Source organism: Psychrobacter sp. WY6, assembly GCF_018448495.1.
Taxonomy (GTDB): domain Bacteria; phylum Pseudomonadota; class Gammaproteobacteria; order Pseudomonadales; family Moraxellaceae; genus Psychrobacter.
On the sequence record NZ_CP049902.1, the window covers coordinates 1031050 to 1052173 of the forward strand.

The following is a 21124-nucleotide window of genomic DNA, read 5'->3' on the forward strand; positions in this document are numbered from 1 at the left end:
TGCAGTTTTTTATCCAATCCTCTCGAAATACTAAGAATTTCTTTTTGAATGAAGTCACTCAAGTGTCCGAGAGGAATGTATTGGTTACGTACTATATCGGCTTTTGAAATTCAGGCAGATTTGATATGATTGAAAGGTATTCTTTGAGTTGCTCTGGGTGCGTTGTAGAGCGTTGTAACCGCTTCACGAAAGTAGAGGAAAAAGCTTTGATAGCCTTTTCATTATCATCATCATTTAATTCTAAATAAATTTTTTCAGCAAGTTTTTTTTGAGACCAACCAAGTCGTTCGCAAACTCTCTTAATTTCTAAGATTAATTGCTTACTCTCTTCCCATTTTCCTGTCCTATTTTCGCTTGTTGTCCTCATTTGTCTTTTTCCATTAGTTAATATGGTTTTGTCCTCAAGGACATCTACTTAATTTAAAGGAGTAATAACTATGTTGAAATTTACTAATGTACAAGCAGCAAGCAATACGCCACCAAACGGCCCAAGCACTACAGGTAATCCTTCTGGTGGTGGTCGTGGTAACAATTCACCGCGTGGCAAATAGTTAGTAGCAAGCAGCAATATTTTCCCTAAAACGAGAAACAAATTGTTTCTCGTTTCCTCCAATGTCACTTTGACTGATATCATCCATTGTTTTTTCTAATGCACATATGCACAGAGCAGTCTTTTCTTTAACAGAATCGCGAGATAATGCATGGAGTCGACCAGAAGAGCATGCATTAATTAACTCATATTCTGTTGCCACTGGGTATCGATCATCTGATATAAATTTTCCAACTTCATACCCTCCAAATGCAGATAAAGAGATAACGAAAGAGGTTAATATAATTGGCTTTTTAAAACGTTTATAAAAGTATCCTTCTAGTGTGTTTTTACAACTCGCACATGCTATGTTATTTTCATGCTCTAGTTGATTAATCTCTTTACAAGCAGGACACTCGATCTGCATGTTTTTTCCTTGTACTGGTTTGATATCTAAAAAATAGACTTTAGACAAAATGAATTGAGTAAGATATAAAGCTTCTTGACACTTTTAGTTGCTTCATTAAGAGCGACTAAGTTCGTTTAGAATACTATTCTTGATAGCTATTTTTTAAAATAAAAAGGTGAGCACTAAGCTCACCTTTTTTTTAAAGTAAAAATCTAATAGTTTAAGACAAAAATATAATCTTCCATACTACAGCTTCAAAAAAAGTCTACTATTGAGTTTAAAGTATAATACTATCTATGACTTTCAAATTTTGTAATATAGCGACTAAATACTACTGATATTGAAAATTACCATAAGAGAAAATATATGGCTATAACAGATTTATATTTTAAGCGCCGCATGCGTGAACGAGGTGAGTATGGTGATGTTTATCAGTATGAGAAACTGCCTCAAAAATTTAGAGTACAGATTGTTCATATTTGGAAAGAAACGATAGAACCTGACCCATCAATAATTCATAATAATACTAAAAGGTTGGTAGGTAGAGATATAGGTTCAAGACGAGCGTATGAAGAAATACATAGGATCTTGTTAAAAGAGCTAGGACTGTTCGAATTACCTATTAAGCATGAAACTTATGATAGTCATTTTCGTAAAATATCAAAATATTTTTTGAATGTAGATGATATCGAATTGGCTTTAACTGTATTAGAATTAATGTGCCAAGCGATACTATCATACCAAGGTAAAGATTTTGTAGATTATGATGAATCTACGGCAATTGAAGAGACGAATATTAGGTTTAAAGAAAATGGTATCGGTTATCAGTATGAAAATGGACAAATTATACGAGTAGATTCACAGCTAATTCATGCTGAAGTGGTAAAACCTGCTTTAGAGTTACTCAATAAATCGATGTATAAAGGAGCGCAAGAAGAATTTTTGAAAGCTCACGAGCATTATAGACATGGTGATTACGGAAACGTATTAAGCGAATGTTTAAAAGCTTTTGAAAGTACTATGTTAATCATCTGCGATACTCAAGGGTGGGAATACGATAAAAAAGCTACGGCTAATACTCTTGTTAATATTTGCATGGATAATAACTTGATCCCCGATTTTTGGCAAAGCCACTTTAATTCCCTTAAAAGTCTATTAACATCTAGTATAGCAACACCTCGCAATAAGCTTGGTAGCCATGGCAAAGGCAATGATGAGAAGGTAATTCCAGAGTATTTAGCAAGTTATATACTTCATATGACAGCATCTACAATATTATTTCTTGCAAAAGCGGAACAAGCTTTAGAGTGACTCCTTGGAAAGGAAGGTTATATTCTTGCGTGTAAATAATACGAAGAAGACATAGCATTTGGTTGCTGAACCCTTGCTTTTGGCCAGTACAAACATATTACTGGAATCCAGTGAAATAGTAGTTTTGCAATAAAACTACTACTTATCCTCTGAACGCTTTTTAGCCTCAGCAATCAACTCATGAATTTTAGCGCTTTCCTTTAGCACACAAGCATCATAGGCAGAGAGCGGCTCAGACGCTTGCTCTTTTTCCTGATCTTGTTTGGCTTTTTCTGCTAAATAACTTTCAAGTTTTTCGGCTTCAGAATCGCCCATAGTTTATCCCTCATATGATTTTTACCATAAAAAAACGGCACTGAAATCAGTGCCGTTTTATCAGTCGTGAGAATGTAAATCCTAATCACGACTCATCAAATACTGACGCACTACGTTATCAATCCCAGCTTAAAATCACCTTACCGCATTGCCCACTTTCCATGATATCAAAGCCTTCTTGAAAGTCATCAATGTGCATGCGATGGGTAATGATAGGCGATAGATCAATACCACTAATCAGCATTTGCTCCATCTGATACCACGTCTCCCACATCTCACGGCCATAAATACCTTTTAGGGTTAGCGCCTTAAAAATAATCTTGCTCCAATCTACCGTGGTGGTGTTAGGCAAAATGCCCAAGAGAGAGATTTTAGAGCCGTTATACATGTTACTCATTGAATCAAAAGCCTGAGGCGAGCCTGACATCTCCAGCCCAATATCAAAGCCGTGCATTTTTAACTCAGCAATGGCGCCTTCGATGGTTTCACCTTTGGCTGGGTTGACGGTCATCGTCGCGCCCATTTTTTTGGCAAGTTCCAAGCGATAATCACTGATATCACTCGCCACAATATTACGCGCCCCTGCGAATCGGCAAATCGCCGTTGCCATGGAACCAATTAGCCCCGCACCTGTAATCAGCACGTCCTCGCCAAGTAGAGGAAATGAAAGGGCAGTATGAGTGGCGTTGCCAAAGGGGTCCATAATGGCTGCCATCTCATCGCTGATACGCTCATCGAGTTTCATAGCATTATCGGCAGGTATCACCAAATATTCGGCAAATGCGCCATCGCGATCAACGCCCACGCCGATGGTGTTTTCGCAGACATGCAGCTTACCACGGCGGCAGTTACGGCAATGCCCGCAAGCGATATGTCCTTCGCCAGTGACTCGATCACCCACTTCAAAATGCTTCACGCCATCGCCCATTTCGCTAATGATACCGACGTATTCATGTCCGATAATCATCGGTGTCTTTATGGTTTTTTGTGACCACTCATCCCACTTATAAATGTGCAAATCTGTACCACAAATGGCGGTTTTTTTAATTTTAATTTTAACGTCATTGATGCCGACTGTAGGTTCTGGCACGTCTTGCATCCAGATACCTTTTTGGCATGGGCTTTAACCAGTGCTTTCATACTTTTCTCTTATTTAACGGTGTTGTACTTAATGGTTGAATCTAGCGAGTGAATATCGAACGACGCTTAATCAATCACCTTCATTTGCTTGGCGACTTTGATAAAGGCGGTGATACACTGGTCTAGCTGCTCGCGAGTATGGGCAGCAGAGAGCTGAACACGGATGCGAGCCTCGTCTTTGGGTACGACAGGGTAGAAGAAGCCAATCACATAAATGCCTTCTTTAAGCAGCTCATCTGCCATTTGCTGCGAGACATTGGCATCATAAAGCATGACCGCACAAATTGCCGATTCGGTAGGCTTGATATCGAAGCCCGCATCTTGCATTTTCTTCACAAAATAGGCGGTATTTTCATGCAATTTATCTTGTAGGATATTGTCTTGCGACAGCATCTCAAATGCTTTTACCCCAGCCGCCGCCACCATAGGAGGAATGGAGTTTGAAAACAGATACGGGCGTGAGCGCTGACGCAACATCTCAACGATTTCTTTTTTACCCGTGGTAAAGCCGCCAATAGCACCGCCAAATGCCTTGCCCAAAGTGCCAGTGATCAGCTCAATATCACCACGTAGATCAAACAATTCAGTCACGCCGCCACCAGTGTGACCGACCACGCCTGCTGAATGCGACTCATCAATCATCACCATGGCATCATATTTTTGTGCCAACGCATAAATCTCATCCATTGGCGCGACATTACCATCCATCGAAAACACACCATCGGTGACAATTAAACGAAAACGCTGTGCTTGCGCCGCTTGTAGTTGCGTCTCTAAATCTTGCATATCCGCATTGGCATAGCGATAACGTGCCGCTTTACACAGGCGCACACCATCGATGATTGAGGCATGGTTTAACGAATCAGAAATAATGGCATCTTCACTGGTCAGTAGTGGCTCAAAGGCACCGCCATTGGCATCGAAACAGGCCGCATAAAGAATCGTATCTTCGGTATTAAAAAACTTAGAAATCGCTGCTTCTAATTGCTTATGCAAATCTTGCGTCCCACAAATAAAACGCACCGATGACATGCCATAGCCTGAGTTTTCGATAGCCTCGATAGCCGCCTTTTTAATCTCAGGGTGGTCAGACAATCCAAGGTAATTATTGGCGCAAAAATTAAGCACTTCACGGCCATCAGTAATCTTGATGAGTGCATCTTGTGGAGAGGTGATCACGCGCTCGTTTTTATACAGTCCTGCTGAGCGTATGTCGCTGATTTCTTGTTGTAGGTGTTTCTGAAAGTCTTGATACATAAAGATTCCTTTTTAATATTATTGGCGTTTGCATTGATAATGCAGATATTAGGACTGCTGATAGAACCAAACTATTTGCTCATTGGTACGGACTAAGCACAGATGTCTAAATACTGACGCACGACATTATCCATGCCTTGCTCCAGTGATTCAATCGTAAATGCATGACCAATCGACACTTCAGCGATATCACTAAGCGCGAGCAAGTCAGCCAAATTATCCAAATTCAAATCATGACCCGCATTGACGCGGATACCGTTTTGATTGGCTAGGGTGATACAGTCGCTAAAGCGTTGCTTAACCTCATCGAACTCAATATTGTCATCGCTCTTAACATTACTGTAAGCGCGCGCCCATTCTTCGGTATACATCTCGATCGTCTGTACATCACTCTCGATGACTGCTTTGATTTGTTCGATATCAGGGTCGATGAATACCGCACAGCGCGTACCGAACGCTTCCAGCTCTTTGCTTAACGTTGATAAAAACTCATGATGAGTGATGATATCAAAGCCGTGATCGGAGGTCAGTTGATCGTCACTGTCTGGCACGAGCGTGCATTGATGCGGTTTTACTTCACGGATAATCTTTAAGAACTGCTCGTTTGGATTGCCTTCGATATTGAACTCAATCTCTGGGTAGTCCTTTAAGAATGCACTGATATCATAGACATCTTGGTATCTGATATGACGCTCATCGGGTCTCGGGTGTACAGTAAAGCCTTTAACCCCTAGGTCAATCAGCTTCTTCACAAAGTACAACAGGTTAGGGTAGTCAGTACCGCGCGAGTTACGGATTAAAGCCAATTTATTCAAATTTACGCTAAACAATGTGCTCATAGTATTTCCTTTTTCATTGTTATGGATAGATTTTTGGTGGTTAATGGCTAATAAAAATCGTCGCTATCAGCATACTTCTTATTCAATGCCTTTAAAATAGCATAAGTCTCTAAGTCTACCGTTCCTGTTGGGTTACGGGGTCTAAAGTGCAGCTGAAACGCATAGATGACATCGCGACTGGCTTTGTCCCACTCGTCGCTACTGTTAATCTGATAGCCATAGTCACGAAACTGCTGCTTGATCTCAGGTATCGTGGCTGCCGCAAACGCTTCTATGTCCGTAAACGCAAATTTATCAGCGTTATCATACCAAGCACCGATGCCATATTGCTTATACAGTTGCTCCCAAGGGAACTTGGCACCGGGGTCTATTTTGCGCGAGGGTGCCATATCAGAATGACCGATGATATTCTTTGGTGAAATGTCATATCTCGCCGTGATATCTTGCACCAACTCCGCGACCTTTTTAATCTGCAACTCATTAAATGGCACATAATGCTCATAAGGATGATACGCCAACTTGCCATCTTTTAGTGTATTTTGATACTCAGGCGCAATCCCTGCATTGACAATTTCGATGCCGATAGAGGTATCGTTCAGGATGGTTCTACCCGCAAAGCCGCCATCACCTGCATGCCAAGCGCGCTCGTTTTCTGGTACTAGATTATAGATTTTATCATCGTCATTATCTAACACTAAATAGTGTGCGCTGACCTTGCCTGTGGTCAGTGTTTTGATCGATCTGTCATTGTCTGAAACTGTATAGTGCAGCACAATGGTTTTGATGCGTTCGCTTTTGCCAGTGGCTTGATATGTCGTGCTATCCACGATGTAGTTCTCAGTACTTGCCACTGGAGAGGTCGTGGTCACGCAGCCAATCAAGGGCAGTGTTAAGCCAAACGCTAAAAAGATATTTTTTACCATGAAATGCTCTGTGTGAATAAAGGTGAGCTTTGATATAGTCGTTTCAATATAATTTGGATACAAGGAAGGCGAGCGAAAGTACTACAAATAGTAGACTAAGCGAGCCTGACACCGTATCTGATTTATATAGGATTGACTATACTTGCCTTTATTTTTTTATTGATAGTAGGTAGATGAGGTCGAGATATCTTTGAAAGCTTTTTTAATTCTTGCGAATCTTCTTCGCCAACACCTTTTTCCAACTCTCTTCCAAGCACTCAATCGACAGCCACGGCTCAATTACTTCGGCATCATATTTCTCTTTAGCATTAGCCAGTTGCCATAACTTTTCAAGCGTGGCAAACGGATAGGGACGTTCGATTAAATAGACGGGCCAATCAGCGCTAATCATGCCATCACGCACCACTTTGAAGTACCAACCAGCGATACCTTGTTTGCTGACCCATGCCGCGATATTTGGCACTCTGGTAAATTGTCCGATTTGGTCGTTGATTTTGTAGCAGGGGCGTCGCGGTTGAACGATACGCAGTTGTAAATTATCAACATCATCCGTACTAGTAGCCGTATCACCATATTCAAAAACGTCACCAATACAAACGGTGGACTCAGTCATTTCAGGTAGACCATTAACGGCTTCGGTCGTGAGGTTTTCGCCCAGCGTACCAACGCGGACTTTTAGACCAAATTCTGTATTGATCCTCTCATAAGTTGCAGGTGCCAGTTGATGCACAGCTTTTAGTGGGCCGCCATGATGCTTGCGATCGGCTTGCTCATCAGTGATCAGTCCCATGAAATTGACCGCGACAGGTGCGTTAATTGGCGCTTTATCGATGGCACTTAGTTGCTCACGGGTGAATGGCATGGCTTTGCCAGCGCGGACGCAGGTTAGATTGGCGATATGTAGCGGCAGGGTTTGGTTAAAGTCGGCTACATTTTTTGGGGTAGAAGATGTTAGCGTTGCTATATTTATAGGTTCTAAGCTCATAGGTTTTCCTAATCTATAGGGATTTATTAGGGGAGAGGCTACTTTAATACTGGTATTAATAATGCGTATTATCTTAGCTTAATCATTCATCTAATGCTAAGCATTCAGCCGCTTAAAATTTAGCAGTAGGTGAAAGGGTATTAGAACGGTAAATTTTAGACAAAAAAAGACCAGAATAGATATCTGGTCTTTTTGGTTTTCACAGCGTTATAAAAATAAATAAAATTATTTATTTTTATTGCGGCGACCAGCGGTTTTCTTTTCACGCGGTACAGCGACCAGCTCAGCCAATTGCTCAGGTGATGACCATAGACTTTCTAAGTCATAGAACTCACGGGCTTGCGGCGTCATTACATGCACGACGACAGCGCCCAGATCAATCAATGTCCAGTCAGAGTCGATACCGCCTTCGCGACCAAGTGGCATAAAGCCCGCTTGCTTCGCTTCAGCGCCGACATTGTCAGCCATCGCGCGTACATGGCGCTTAGAAGTACCGTCAGCGATAACGATGCGTTCGGTTACGTCAGTCAAATCTTCTACATTCATTACGGTGATGTTCTTCGCTTTCATATCATCTAGAGCGGTCTCAACAACGGCTAAGCATTCTTTTAAGCGTTCTTCAGTCATGGTGTTGGTCATAAATTTTGATCTCTTGAATCGTCAATATTAAAAATAAAAAGGTAAATCGTCAATTTGCATGCGTTGGCATTGTCGAATGGACTAGATGTCGCCAGTCAGCTGTAGAGACTGGATGGGCAAAATGACAAAGATAAGGCGATTTTAACGGAATTGAGCAGCAGAATATAGCTGATGGGCGATAATATATTGATAAACAGCAGGATTTAGCCATTTAGCTAATGGATTGGGTGCAGTATTGTCTATGATATCATTTATTGGTGCGATAGATGTCATTTGCCTTGCCGCTGCGGACATTATATTCGATCGATTTTCCGTCGGCTGCAACTGTTGGCGTATCTGTGTACTGGATATCGTGGCGATAGGATGCGAGTCTATATAAATGTGGCCTTGATGGGTGTTTTTCAAGAGACGGCTATTGGTCGATGCTTGAGAGGTGGGCGGTAATAAATCAATAGGCGCATCGATGCGTAAAGATTGCAGCTGCGCAGGTAATTGGATGTGCAAGTTCATCGTATCCTGCGTGCCTAACGTTTTGTTCGCGCAATGAGACGTGGTTGCCAACAGGCGATTATTTTTATTATTAATATCAGACAAGTCATCACGATTAAACACCCAAAGATTGACGTAATCCGTAAGCTCTAAACCGTTTTTCCATTTGCTCAAACTCAGCGCGCTATCCATACCGATAATGAATATTAGACTGTCATACGGATAACGCTGGCGCAACGTGCGTACACTATCGATGGTATAAACAGGCGGTGTTTGCCACAGCTCAAGCTCATTAATTTGTAGCGGTGTGTTGAGTGTCGCAAGCTTTAACATCGCCAGACGGTGTTTAGGATCTGTACTTTTTTCTTTAAAGGGAGAGCGCGCATTGGGCAATAGTGACACGTGCAGCGTGCGCTGTTGCTGCTTGGCTATCGGTAGCAAACGTTGATAAACAGTCATCGCCATTTGCAGATGACCATCATGTACGGGATCAAATGAGCCGCCAAGATAAGCACGAATGGCTGGCGCAGGTGTATTTTTTTGAGGATTTTTGCTGGTATTTGGCATAAATAAATGCGTAAAAATAGATAAGAGGCACGTTGTCGTTGATGCATTTTACCCTTTTATCAGCTGACCTTTTTAGGTTAAATGCTTCAATGGTAGCGCTATTGTAGAGGGCAAGCGAGCATCTGTCATTAAAAGCGCTGAAATACTAGGTAAAATGAGTGCTTAACTATCCGTAAGGAAAACGTTTTAAAAAGTCAGTCATGAACATAGCCAATAAAAAACCGACCATCATGTTGATAGTCGGTTACCTATAGCGCAATTAGTCCTACATTTTAATGCAATTAAATCGCGTCGCTATGAGCTTGAATAGCGGTAAGGGCGATGGTGTAGATAATATCATCGACCAAGGCTCCGCGAGACAAGTCGTTTACTGGCTTATTCAAACCTTGCAGCATTGGGCCAACACTCACTACATTGGCGCTACGTTGTACGGCTTTATAAGTGGTATTGCCCGTATTGAGGTCTGGGAAAATAAAGACATTGGCTTGCCCAGCAACCGGTGAGTCAGGCGCTTTTTGCTTGCCGACGCTCATGACAGAAGCGGCGTCATACTGTAGCGGCCCATCGACTTTTAGGTGTGGCGCACGCTCGCGGACGATTTGGGTCGCACGAGTGACTTTTTCGACATCTGCGCCAGTTCCTGATGAGCCTGTAGAATAGCTAATCATCGCGACTTTTGGATCAATACCGAAGGCAGCAGCAGACTGTGCTGATTGAATGGCAATCTCAGCCAGTTCTTCGGCATTTGGATCAGGATTAATGGCACAGTCACCGTAGACCACCACTTGCTCAGGCAGCAGCATAAAAAATACTGATGATACGAGCGAGTATTGCGGTGCGGTCTTAATCAACTGAAACGCTGGACGGACAGTATTGGCAGTGGTATGAATCGCGCCAGAAACGAGGCCGTCGACTTCGTCCATCTGTAGCATGGTCGTGCCTAGATATACGGTGTCTTTTAAGTATTCAGCCGCGACTTCTGCGCTGGTTTTACCTTTACGGCGTTCGACCACTGCAGCGATATACTTGCTCATATCAAGCGTGTCGGGGTCAATTATTTCAAGACCTTCAGGTAAAACTAAGTCGAGATTTTTAGCCACTTGCTCGACATCGCTACGCTTAGCGAGTAGTACACAGTTGGCGATACCGCGGCTTTGACAGATACAAGCGGCTTCAACGGTACGCGGCTCAGAACCCTCTGGTAGCACGATGCGTTTTTTGGCGTCTTGTGCTTTTTTAACCACTTGATGACGGAATGCAGATGGTGAGAGGCGCGGCTCATGATTTTGACTAAAATAGTCTTTAATCCAGCTAAGATTTAAATGGGCGGCGACATAACGAGCCACTTCTTCAGCACGTTCAGTATCATCACTTGGAATCTCTGCGCTCATGTGCATGAGGCTCTGTACGGTCTCATAGCTGTCGCTTTCGACACTCATGACAGGGATGCCTGTTTTGAGGGCAGATTGCCATAGCTCAGCGACGGTTGCACTCGGCTCGACGCCGCCAGTTAATACCAATCCTGCCAGCGGGATACCGTTGATACAAGCCAAACCTGCTGCTAATAGTAAATCATCTCGATCGCCCGGTACGACGATAAGGGTGCCACGTTTAAACACCTCATCGACGCGTGCGACCGAGCGTGCGGTTAGGCTAATGCGGTTAATACGGCGTGACTTAGCTTCACCGACATTAAGCCATTTGGCATCCAGCTCAGTGGCGATATCCCACGTACGAGGCACGGACAGTGAATCACTGAATGGCACCACCCCGATTAAACGGAACGCATCAGTATTAAAATGCGGTGATAGGCGCTGGACTTCTTGCATAAAGCCGTCATCTAAACTCACAACCGCTTCACCAGGGGCAACGATTTGATTTTCTACAGTGCTTTGCGCATTTGGCAAGTCATGTACACGCATCAAAATCGCGCCGAGCGTACGCTCATGGGCGATGCCGCCAAACTCACGAGCGTGAACGTCAAGCTTATCAGCCAGATAGGCTGGTTTACTGGTATCAGCGGTGCTAACAAAGATGATTCTAGCATCTAACGCATGAGCAATCGCACGGTTGATTTGTGGGCATAAGAGGTTTCTGTGGTCGGTACTAAGCCTTCACAGATCACCACATCATAATCATCGCCAAGAGTATGATAATTGACGACCACTTCTTCCATCAAGTCATCAAGGTTACCATCACCGATCATACGCTCAACACGCTGCCGACTGATAGATTTAGGTGGCGTCAGACCAAAAGCATGCATTGCTAACGCGCTTGAGCTGTCTAAACTGTTTTGCTTATCAAGTGTATCATCTTGCAAAAATGGCTTCATAAAGCCCGCTTTGATACCGTTGTAATCAAGAGCGCGAATCAATCCAAGCGCTGCTGACGTTACGCCGATACCACGGCTGATGGGAACTAGTAAAATGGTTTGCATAAAGTATCCTACGGTTTATTATATTTTTAAAGCTCACTTCATCCTTGCTGGAATGAGTAAAACGTCGCGCTTCTCATCATAGGCTATGTATAAGAAGCGCTGGGCAAAAAAATAACTTAACACGTCTAATGAATAAAAGCTTATAAGACGACTAAAAGCTTATGAGAAAATCACAAGTAACTTATAATATAAGCAACTTATAAAAAGCATTGAGCTTAGAGTAAGCCCAATGCTTCACGTGTTTCTTGAGCAATACGGCACTCTTCATCAGTTGGCACAACCCATAGCTCAATGCTGCTATCGTCTGCGTGGAAGCTGCCTTCGCTACCACCAAACAAGCTCGCATTTTTGTCAGCGTCTACTTTTATGCCGAAATGACGCATCACTTCTAAGATACTGGTACGGGTGGTGACTGAGTTTTCGCCGATACCGCCCGTAAAGACAATGCCTGTGAATTCTGGTAACGCGCAGCTTAAGCTGGCAAGATATTTACCGACGCGGTAACAGAACATCTCGATAGCGAGCTTGGCATCTGCGTGACCTTCGTTCGCCGCTTGTTCGACGGTACGTAAATCATTGGACAAGCCTGAGACACCCAATAGACCACTTTCATTATTGAGCATGGCATCAATCTCTTCCAAGCTCATACCGAGCTGGCGCTTTAGGTGTATGTGTAGACTTGGGTCAACATCACCACTACGCGTACCCATCATGAGCCCTTCAAGCGGGGTCAGACCCATGCTGGTATCGAAACTTTTGCCATCATAAACGGCAGTCGCCGAGCAGCCGTTGCCCAGATGCGCTGTAAGCCAACCATGTGGGCCTTTAGACTCAGTAATTTCACTGGCACGCTCTGAGACATAGGCATGAGACGTACCATGAAAGCCATAACGGCGGATTTTGTGTTCTTCGTATAGGGCTTTTGGTAGTGGGTAGCGAAAAGCAACAGGAGGCATGGTTTGGTGAAAGGCTGTATCAAAGACGACGACTTGAGGAATATCAGGATAAATCGCCTGTACCGCTTCGATACCTAAAGCATGGGCAGGGTTATGCAGGGGCGCGAGTATTTTTAAGCGTTTTACTTCGTCCAGTACATGCTCATCGACACGGACCGCTGCAGAGTACTCACGGCCACCATGAACCACACGATGACCAACGGCGATGAAATGATACTGTTCTAATAGCTCAAGAATTTTTTGTAATGCTAACTGATGACGACCACCTGAGATAGAGATTTCCAGCTTATCACCATTCAACGTCGTGTGTTTGATACGAGCAGTATCGAGTCCTAAGTTTTCGGCCAAACCAGTGATACGAATAGAATTGTCTTCGCTAATCAGCGCGTATTTGATAGATGAGGAACCGCAGTTGAGGACTAAAGTGGGATTGATTAGGTTCGATGTTTCGGTATTTTTGTCATCAAAAGTGGTGGTTAGGCTGGCGCTCATACTCTGTCCTTAGATTGTATTTTGTAAAGGGTGACTCATCACAGACGAGTACCGGTTGAATAAACAAAAACCAGCCGCATCCATGCCGACATAGGTCAAGCAAGTACATTGCTGATTCTGGTCACTCTTGGGCTGGCACTATTGATCAGTGCTTGTTAAGTCGCATGCTAGCGCCTCAACACAGTCGCAAGGTCTACACATAATGTACCATAGTTTTATGGCTATACCACGATAACTATAAGGGTTAAATCAAGAGAATGTGGTATAGACAATACAACTGTACACCGAGTGTCGCTAGGGTTTGTCGGCTGCTACAGCCAAATATAATAGCTCATAATAAATTGTAAGAAAATTTGTCTAAGTAAATATAATGGGCTGTTTTACCATTATAGCGATACATTAAGACCACTAGTATCAACGCTCGCTTAGTAAATGGCAGTCGCACAGTCTAGTAAAGCTTAGCAAAACCAAACTCGTCCAAATTTATTGATTAGGGATATTCAGTATGCACACACATATTAATAATGCTATTATCCAAAGCAGTAATATTGTCATTTTTTAGCGATGGCGATAGCTTTTGTTTAGCTGTCTATAGGGTTTGATCTATCGCCTTTATGACTCGTGTTTTTTATCATCCTCATGCCATTGCAAAGTCACAGGTTCTCTATTCTATGTTTACTATTAACCGCTTTTCGAAAACTGAGTACACTAATGTCGCTGATCTTGGTCGCCGTGTTATCTCCACTTTTATTATCAGTGGGGTGATGATGCTGGGTTTGACGGGTTGCGGTCAAAAAGGCAATCTATACCTCGCCGACGCTAGTAGCCAGACGGTTCAAGGAGCTACGGATAGCGCTGACATACAGGGTAGTACCTATTCGACACAAGATGATGATCATCAAGAAATGGATGGTTTTAAGCTACCGGAACCCAGTGAAGACCCTAATGATTATTGATTTTTATTAAAAACTCAATGCCGTCAACGAGATTTCGGTGTGTACCCTAAGATTTTTTAACTTTGATAACCTGATGAAATTAGAGATGTTTATATGAGTCATTCTGAGCAACAAACTGGCGAATCTGTCACGATCCAAACTGAGCAAGGCTTGTATGTTAATCCTCAAGCTTTAACCGCCCATTTACCCGCGCTAGATTATCGCGATGGTGCATTGTATATGGAGCAGGTGAGTATTGATGATGTGGTTAAACACTATGGTACGCCTTGTTATGTCTACTCAAAACAAGCCATTTTGGATGTCTATCAAGCTTATAGCGATAGCTTTGCCAGTTTAACGCACCAGATTTGTTATGCTGTAAAAGCCAATTCTAATCTTGCGGTACTTGGTATATTGGCGCAAGCAGGGGCAGGATTTGACATCGTCTCTCGTGGCGAGCTCATGCGCGTATTGGCGGCAGGTGGTGCTGCTTCGCGTGTGGTATTCTCAGGCGTCGGCAAAACCTATAGCGATATTGAATATGCGCTTAACCAAGGTATTGGTTGTTTTAACGTTGAGTCAATCAGCGAGCTGACTTTGATTAATGATGTGGCACAGAAATTGGATAAACCTGCGCCAATTTCATTACGGGTTAATCCTAATGTCGATGCCAAGACGCATCCGTATATCTCAACAGGGTTAAAAGACAATAAATTTGGTATCACCCACGAAGACGCGGTTGCCGTCTATGAGCAAGCGGCGCAGTTATCCCATATTGATATCGTCGGTATTGACTGTCATATTGGCTCGCAGTTGACTGAAGTTGCGCCATTTGTAGCAGCTTTAGATAAAGTGATTGAGCTGATACACAACCTACGTGATAAAGGTATTGAGCTGCGTCATATCGATTTGGGCGGTGGTTTGGGTGTGCGTTATATCGATGAGACGCCAGTATCTATCGACGAGTTTGCCCAAGCTTTATTACCGAAACTTAGCGAGCTTGGCTTAACGGTATTCTTTGAGCCGGGTCGCAGTATTGTGGCAAATGCTGGGATATTATTGACCAAGGTTGATGTACTCAAACCAACGGAACATAAGAACTTTGCCATTGTTGACGCAGCAATGAATGACTTGATTCGTCCGGCGTTATATCAAGCTGAAATGGCAGTCATTCCAAGTGTCTTGCCTGATAATGGCATCGACACTGATGGCACACAGCCATGGGATATCGTTGGCGCTATTTGCGAAACGGGTGATTTTTTAGCGAAAGACCGTTTATTGTCGCTCGCGGCAGGCGATGTTTTAGCAATCACAGGCGCTGGTGCGTACGGCTTTACCATGAGTAGCAATTATAATTCACGCCCGCGTGCTAGTGAAGTAATGGTCGCCGATGATAACCATCAACTGATTCGCAAACGCGAAATTATTGAAGCGTTATATGCAGACGAAGTATTGTGGCAAGGTAAATAAATCGATGACCAACAGATTTAGCCATTTTTAGCCCATTTAGGCGTTTTCGTTTAGATTGAGGGCATGCCCTAAATAAAAAGCCCATTGTCTTTATGATGATGGGCTTTTTTATGGCCTGCTCTAATGAGAGATATCAGTTTGGCTGTACAAGGTGGATTTAGCATCGTGTTAACTTAGTATTTGATAGCGGTGATAGTTATGATTGTATCTGACAGCGTGCTAAGATAAGCCATACATAAAAATAGGATAGGATAACAAGGATATGCTAATAGAATTTACGAAGATGCATGGTCTGGGCAATGATTTTATGGTCATCGATTTGGTGACTCAGCGCTTAGATTTGACCAAGGATTTGGTACAGTTACTGGGTGACCGTCATTTGGGTATTGGCTTTGATCAGCTGCTCGTCGTTGAGCCACCGATGCGTCCTGACGTTGATTTTAGTTATCGCATTTTTAATGCTGATGGGTCAGAAGTTGAGCAGTGCGGTAATGGTGCGCGCTGTTTTGCCCGTTTTGTGCAAGCGCGTAAACTTTCATTTAAACAGCGTTTGCGTGTTGAAACGGCAAGCGGCATCATTTCATTGACCACTGATCGTTATGGCTGGGTCGAAGTCGATATGGGTAAGCCGAAATTTGAACCAAGCGAGATTCCTTTTACCCCCAGAGCCACAACCAAAATCCAAAACGCCTATCATCTCGATGTAAATGGCACTCCTGTACAGCTTTATGTTGCCAATATGGGTAACCCGCATGCGGTTATCAAAGTTGATAACGTGCTCGATGCCGACGTTGAACCTTGGGCAAAGCCATCGAATCGCATCCCGCCTTTCCCGACCGCGTCAATGTCGGCTTTATGCAAGTGATGAACCAGCGTCACATTCGTCTGCGTGTCTATGAGCGCGGTGTCGGCGAGACACAAGCCTGTGGTACTGGCGCTTGTGCCGCAGTAGCGGTTGGTATCCGTGAGGGCTGGCTCGATGAAGGCGAAGACGTGCGTGCGCAGCTTTATGGTGGCAGTATGATCATCAAATGGCAGCCGGGTTATTCAGTGATGATGACCGGTCCGACCGCCTTTGTTTACGAAGGCGTATTTAGCCCAGATGGTCTGATGGCACAAGCGGGCATCAAGCCCAATCCAGAAGGCTAATGGATAATAGGGCTATGTCCAATAAAAACAATCATACGATGGAGCCTACCTCAGATTCTGAGGCAAAAGCATGGCTATCAGTCGAGCACGCCGCGGCTATAGAGTCGGATGCTGCATTACGTGATTTGTTAGCGCCCGTGCATCGTTGGCTTAATGTCTTGTCGGTGCGCAATCACTCGCCGCATACGTTGACCGCTTATTTTGCAGGACTGAACCAATTGGCGCTATTTTTACGTGGGAAATGCCTGACGTGGACGCGCTGCGATAAGCGCCAATTAGCCCAGCATATCAGCCAACGCTTGGATGAAGACAAGCTCGCACTTGCTAGCGTCCAGCAAGAGCTGTCAGCCATTCGCCATTTTTATGGCTGGTTGATAGAAGAGAACTTGGCACGTATTAACCCAACGACTGGCTATCAGCTCAAACGTAGTCCTCGACCGCTGCCGTCTATTGCTGATGTTGATTTGCTCACTCAGCTGCTTGACCAAGAGATGCCTGACACACCCGAACAAGCGCGCCTATGGCTACGTGATAAAGCGATGTTTGAATTACTATACAGCAGCGGTCTGCGCGTAGGTGAGTTGGTCGCGTTGGATATGGTCGATGTGGATTTGTCAGACCTGCGCGTGCGTGTGACAGGTAAGGGTAATAAAACGCGTTTGGTGCCGTTAGGTGTCAAGGCAGCAGAAGCGATTAGCCGTTATCTACCGCATCGTAATCTGTGGGTGGAGCAAATGGACAGCGCATTATTTATTAGTGAAAAACTAGGTACGCGTTTATCAACACGGGCAGTGCAGCAGCGTCTCAAAGTTGCGGCTACCCGTGCCGGCATCGCACAAAATATGTATCCGCATCTATTGCGTCATTGTTTTGCCTCGCACATGCTGTCGGGCAGTGGTGATTTGCGCGCGGTGCAAGAAATGCTTGGGCATAGCGATATCAGTACCACGCAAATTTATACTCATGTCGATTTTGCTAAACTCACACAAGTCTATGATCGCGCTCATCCGCGCGCGACTCATACACGGACTGAAAAAAATACTACCTAACATTCGATATTCAATACTTACTATTCAGTATTGAAACTGACTTACGCCAAACGATGACAATCAAAAATAGGCATTTTTTGGCGGCCTTGCTGTTGATTTTGTTTATCTAAGGTTGCCAATACCATAGCATAATCTTGGTTTTTTTCGTTACCCGTGGTTTTATCTAGTGCACTTGCATCATAGCTGTTAATAATTGTGCCATCAAAAGCTGTGATAGTGGTATGCCCCCACGTTTGGCGGATATCACCGTTTTTATAAACATGGTCGCCGCCTTGTGCTGAGCCAACGACCATGCACTGACTGTCTAACGCCCGCGCGCGAAGTAACAGCGACCAGTGTGCTTGCCCCGTTAAATAAGTAAATGCCGATGGCGCACTTAATAGATCAGCGCCTGCTTGACGTAAGCGCTGTGCCAATGCGGGAAAACGCAAATCAAAGCAAATCATCATACCGAGCTGATAGGCAGCATGATCACTCTCTACTGTTGCAACTACAGTCTGTGTGCCGGGCTCAAACGTCGCCGCTTCATTATAGCTGCCATGTTTATCTGCTACCGTCGCCGTGAATAGGTGAATTTTGTCATAGCGTGCCACTCGCGTGCCATCAGGGGCAAATAGTTGGACTGACTTGGCGCAGTCTGCCATCAGGCACGATGACGCCATCAGGGCGATAAAGGCAGGGCAGTGAGCCTGCCAGCACATAGACACCGTAAGTACTGGCATAGTTTGCTATCGTCGCTGATAGCGCATCAAAGCGCTCTGCGGTGGCAAATTGCTCGCCCATGCTACAGCAGTTTTCAGGTAAGACAACAAGGTGAGCACCTTGATGACTGGCATCGCTGATGGCAGATTTTATAGCCGCTACGTTTTTTTCGATGTCTTGCTGGCTATTCATTTGAATCGCAGCAGTGACAAGGTGCGGTTTATTTGCTTGGTCATTCATCGTATTATTCTCGGTTAATGTTAAGAGTGATTCAATTGGCTCGAAGGTTTTGGATCATGTACCTTGTGTTTTTTATATAGCCTTATTATTATCAACAAGATTTGTTTGTTGTTTAGCGGTTCATGCTAAAACGGTCAAATTTATAGGGTTTTATAAGTAGAGAGCAATAAACGTATTTGGCCGTCTATAAATTATCATAGCAAAATTGCCACGAAAAATGCTATCGTCATGTCCTGATAACGTTAACTCGCTACTTTAAGTGGCAACATATATAGACTATCACCAGTATCGGAGTGTAATAAGCCACCCATGAGTATGTCTTTCGGATTGGCGACCACGCTGAGCACCTCACAAAAACTGACCCCGCAAATGCAGCAAGCCATTAAATTGCTGCAACTCTCTAGTCTTGAGCTTGCGCAAGAAGTTCAGGCCAAGCTGGATAGTAATCCATTGCTTGAACGTATTGAGGATGATGAAGATGAATACGATTATGGCAGCGGCGATAGAGTAGATGAGTCATTGACACTTGATAGCTGGAACCAGAGTACTGATATTGACTCATTTAGCGTAACCTCTGAGAGTAATACCCATACCTCTGAACCAGATGAAGACTTTAGTGACAGCTTGGACAAATTACAGCAAGCCAGTATCGATGATGGTGCCATAGACAATCATACGATGGATAGTGACGACTATAGTAGCTTTGAAAATAGTGTTGATAGCAGCAACTATGCATCTACGCCGAGCAGTTCGGGGAGCAAAAGTGACGAGGATTTTGATAGTTATCAAGGCGGCACTTCTGCCACCATACAAGACCATGTGCGCTGGCAGCTGAACTTTAAGCATCTCTCAGAAGCGGACATGTTGATTGCAACCTATCTGATGGATTCTATGGATGACATGGGTTTTGTGCGGCTTGATATCGATGAGCTGTTGCAAAGCTTCGATACGATGGCAAGTTTTTATCAATGGGAAGAGTCTGTTGAGCACGATGAAGTCATGGCTGTTTTACGTGTTATTCAGTCTTGCGATCCGCTGGGTGTCGGGGCGCGAAATCTCAGTGAGTGCCTAGTGATTCAGTTGTCCAAGCTCGATGCAAATACTGACCATCTAAAAGAAGCGCAAGCATTATTGTCAGCCAGTGAGCATTTGGTGAGCAATAACATTAAAGCATTGACTGAGCGGACTGGACTCGCGCCTACACAGATTACCCCCGCGCTTAACTTGCTGCGTACCTTGAATCCGTCACCTGGATTGCTGTTTCAAAGCAGTCAACCAGACTATACTCAGTCGCCAGCCAGCTATGATATTCCTGATGTTTTGGTCACGCCTATACGTCACCATCAGAGTCAGACGAGTTCAGATACATCGACGCATGAGGACGGCTGGTATGTGCGCCTCAATCCTGACACCATGCCAAAGCTAAGAGTCAATCAAGAATATGCCAATTTGGTGAAGCGCGGTGATGACAGCCCCGACAATCAATATCTGCGTGAAAACCTCACCGATGCCCGCTTGTTTATTCGTAGTATTGAAGAGCGCAATCAAAACTTATTAAAAGTGGCAACCAGTATCGTGCGTTATCAGCAAGAGTTCTTGCAGCATGGCGCGACTGCCATGCAACCGCTCATCCTAAAAGCCATTGCGGAAGAAGTGGATTTGCACGAATCGACCGTCTCGCGTCTAACCACCAGTAAAACAATTTTGACGCCGCAGGGATTATTTTCACTCAAACATTTCTTTTCATCTCATGTCAGCAGTACCGACGGCGATATTTCATCGACTGCCATTAGCGCCATGATTAAGCAATTGATAGCCGATGAAAATGCCAAAAAGCCATTATCTGATAGTCGCATAAAAGATTGTTTATTATCCGAAGGTATCGATATTGCCAGAAGAACCGTGGCCAAATATCGTGAAGCAATGAATATTGGCTCGTCTACTCAGCGTAAACAGAAATATTAAATGTCACAATTCAATGAGTTAAGAGAAAAATAGTGCTATCGCTAATATATTTCTTGATAAATATAAAAAATAAAATTTTCTGATTATATAGAAACATTGAGGAAACAACCGTTTTTATTACATTTAATTACACTTTACTGTCTTGCTACTATTCGATATTCATGACAAATTAGAGTCATACCAACAACGAAATCTAAGTGTCGATTTAGCGTATTTACTTATCTCATTAATCAAAATGACAACGAAAGGACACGTTCGATTTTTGCTAAAAGTATCGATTACTAAAGGCGCTGATCAATAAAGACACACCATTCATTGTTGGTAAG

16 protein-coding genes and 3 pseudogenes are annotated in these 21124 nt (G+C 43.8%); 6 read left to right on the forward strand and 13 right to left on the reverse strand.

Annotated elements, in window-relative coordinates; all coding sequences use genetic code 11:
- Positions 1-91: 91 nt before the first annotated feature.
- Positions 92-367 (reverse strand): hypothetical protein, encoded by a 276-nt coding sequence (locus tag G7Y90_RS05175; protein ID WP_250163577.1) that lies wholly within the window; start codon positions 365-367, stop codon positions 92-94.
- A gap of 184 nt (positions 368-551) precedes the next feature.
- Positions 552-956: a hypothetical protein gene (locus G7Y90_RS05180; RefSeq protein ID WP_193009257.1), complete on the reverse strand. Its 405-nt coding sequence runs from the start codon at positions 954-956 to the stop codon at positions 552-554.
- A gap of 348 nt (positions 957-1304) precedes the next feature.
- On the opposite strand from G7Y90_RS05180, the gene G7Y90_RS05185 reads away from it, so the two are divergent.
- On the forward strand, positions 1305-2249 hold the full coding sequence (locus G7Y90_RS05185) for an abortive infection family protein (RefSeq protein WP_193009258.1): 945 nt from the start codon (positions 1305-1307) through the stop codon (positions 2247-2249).
- A gap of 138 nt (positions 2250-2387) precedes the next feature.
- Here the strand turns inward: G7Y90_RS05185 and G7Y90_RS05190 are convergent, their stop codons facing one another.
- The 10 genes and pseudogenes from G7Y90_RS05190 to G7Y90_RS05235 form a co-directional block, all read right to left on the reverse strand.
- A complete protein-coding gene (locus tag G7Y90_RS05190; RefSeq protein WP_193009259.1) occupies positions 2388-2564 on the reverse strand; it encodes a hypothetical protein in 177 nt (58 codons plus the stop codon).
- A gap of 118 nt (positions 2565-2682) precedes the next feature.
- Positions 2683-3663: an L-threonine 3-dehydrogenase gene (tdh, locus tag G7Y90_RS05195; RefSeq protein ID WP_250163578.1), complete on the reverse strand. Its 981-nt coding sequence runs from the start codon at positions 3661-3663 to the stop codon at positions 2683-2685.
- A gap of 107 nt (positions 3664-3770) precedes the next feature.
- On the reverse strand, positions 3771-4961 hold the full coding sequence (gene kbl / locus G7Y90_RS05200) for a glycine C-acetyltransferase (RefSeq protein ID WP_250163579.1): 1191 nt from the start codon (positions 4959-4961) through the stop codon (positions 3771-3773).
- 92 nt (positions 4962-5053) lie between these two features.
- On the reverse strand, positions 5054-5800 hold the full coding sequence (locus G7Y90_RS05205) for a pyridoxine 5'-phosphate synthase (protein WP_250163580.1): 747 nt from the start codon (positions 5798-5800) through the stop codon (positions 5054-5056).
- A gap of 47 nt (positions 5801-5847) precedes the next feature.
- Positions 5848-6723, reverse strand: a complete 876-nt coding sequence (locus G7Y90_RS05210; RefSeq protein WP_250163581.1) for an N-acetylmuramoyl-L-alanine amidase — start codon at positions 6721-6723, stop codon at positions 5848-5850.
- Positions 6724-6925: 202 nt separating this feature from the next.
- Positions 6926-7708 (reverse strand): MOSC domain-containing protein, encoded by a 783-nt coding sequence (locus G7Y90_RS05215; protein WP_250163582.1) that lies wholly within the window; start codon positions 7706-7708, stop codon positions 6926-6928.
- Positions 7709-7933: 225 nt separating this feature from the next.
- Positions 7934-8347 (reverse strand): ribosome silencing factor, encoded by a 414-nt coding sequence (gene rsfS / locus G7Y90_RS05220; RefSeq protein WP_250163583.1) that lies wholly within the window; start codon positions 8345-8347, stop codon positions 7934-7936.
- 141 nt (positions 8348-8488) lie between these two features.
- Positions 8489-9403: a nicotinate-nicotinamide nucleotide adenylyltransferase gene (locus G7Y90_RS05225; RefSeq protein ID WP_250163584.1), complete on the reverse strand. Its 915-nt coding sequence runs from the start codon at positions 9401-9403 to the stop codon at positions 8489-8491.
- 281 nt (positions 9404-9684) lie between these two features.
- Positions 9685-11840, reverse strand: a pseudogene (gene pta / locus G7Y90_RS05230) (phosphate acetyltransferase).
- 215 nt (positions 11841-12055) lie between these two features.
- Positions 12056-13288: an acetate/propionate family kinase gene (locus G7Y90_RS05235; RefSeq protein WP_055123535.1), complete on the reverse strand. Its 1233-nt coding sequence runs from the start codon at positions 13286-13288 to the stop codon at positions 12056-12058.
- Positions 13289-13959: 671 nt separating this feature from the next.
- Here G7Y90_RS05235 and lptM point away from each other — a divergent pair.
- The 4 genes and pseudogenes from lptM (at position 13960) to G7Y90_RS05255 (ending at position 17891) form a co-directional block, all read left to right on the forward strand.
- A complete protein-coding gene (gene lptM / locus G7Y90_RS05240; RefSeq protein WP_250163585.1) occupies positions 13960-14244 on the forward strand; it encodes an LPS translocon maturation chaperone LptM in 285 nt (94 codons plus the stop codon).
- 93 nt (positions 14245-14337) lie between these two features.
- Complete coding sequence (lysA, locus tag G7Y90_RS05245; protein ID WP_250163586.1) at positions 14338-15693, forward strand: diaminopimelate decarboxylase; 1356 nt, start codon at positions 14338-14340, stop codon at positions 15691-15693.
- 262 nt (positions 15694-15955) lie between these two features.
- Positions 15956-16842: pseudogene (gene dapF, locus G7Y90_RS05250) on the forward strand (diaminopimelate epimerase).
- 14 nt (positions 16843-16856) lie between these two features.
- Complete coding sequence (locus G7Y90_RS05255) at positions 16857-17891, forward strand: tyrosine recombinase XerC (protein WP_502937400.1); 1035 nt, start codon at positions 16857-16859, stop codon at positions 17889-17891.
- A 41-nt stretch (positions 17892-17932) separates the two neighbouring features.
- Here the strand turns inward: G7Y90_RS05255 and G7Y90_RS05260 are convergent.
- A pseudogene (locus G7Y90_RS05260) lies at positions 17933-18833 on the reverse strand (nitrilase-related carbon-nitrogen hydrolase).
- A gap of 309 nt (positions 18834-19142) precedes the next feature.
- Here G7Y90_RS05260 and G7Y90_RS05265 point away from each other — a divergent pair.
- A complete protein-coding gene (locus G7Y90_RS05265) occupies positions 19143-20798 on the forward strand; it encodes an RNA polymerase factor sigma-54 (protein ID WP_250163587.1) in 1656 nt (551 codons plus the stop codon).
- Positions 20799-21124: the final 326 nt, after the last annotated feature.